1 protein-coding gene is annotated in these 560 nt (G+C 63.0%); it reads right to left on the bottom strand.

What is annotated here, in order from left to right:
• On the bottom strand, positions 1 to 560 hold a 560-nt coding region (locus tag GV368_RS10935), incomplete at both ends, for an FN3 associated domain-containing protein (protein ID WP_206673412.1).

The following is a 560-nucleotide window of genomic DNA, read 5'->3' on the forward strand; positions in this document are numbered from 1 at the left end:
AAGGGGCCGTCGTACCGCGTGCCGTCCTTAGGGTTGGACCCGTCCAGTGTGTAGTATAGATCTGCCCGCGGAGTGGCCTCGAGGCGCACACGGCGCTTGTCGGCAGCCGGCTCGACCTGGTGACGGATCTTCAGGTCGGCCAGCCAACGCACGGCTGGAGCGCTTTCATGTTGCCCGGTGGTGTCCTTCACCCAGAAGTACAGCGTGCCCTCGGTGGTACTGAAGTTGTCAAGGTCCTCGACCTTGTGATCTTTGTCGGAGACATCCGGCTTGGTCGACCAGTAGACCACCGGGCTGTCGCCCGCATGGCGGGGCGTCAGGCTCAACACCGTCTCGCCCGAGTCGACCTTTACGTTGACGACAGACACATTGACCGTGGCCTTGTCCTTGGGGAAGGGCCCCTTCTCGATGTAGCCGTCTTCCCCCAGACGCCAACGACCTTGTTTCAATGCCTCCGTCTTGAGGGTATCCAGACCACTCGCGCCCGGCATCCACGGCCAGATGGGCGAGCACTTGGCGCGCGTGACGACGTCTTTCCACGGCGTGCGGCGGTTGTCCTT

The organism is Tepidiphilus baoligensis, from assembly GCF_012911495.1.
GTDB classification, from domain to species: domain Bacteria; phylum Pseudomonadota; class Gammaproteobacteria; order Burkholderiales; family Rhodocyclaceae; genus Tepidiphilus; species Tepidiphilus olei.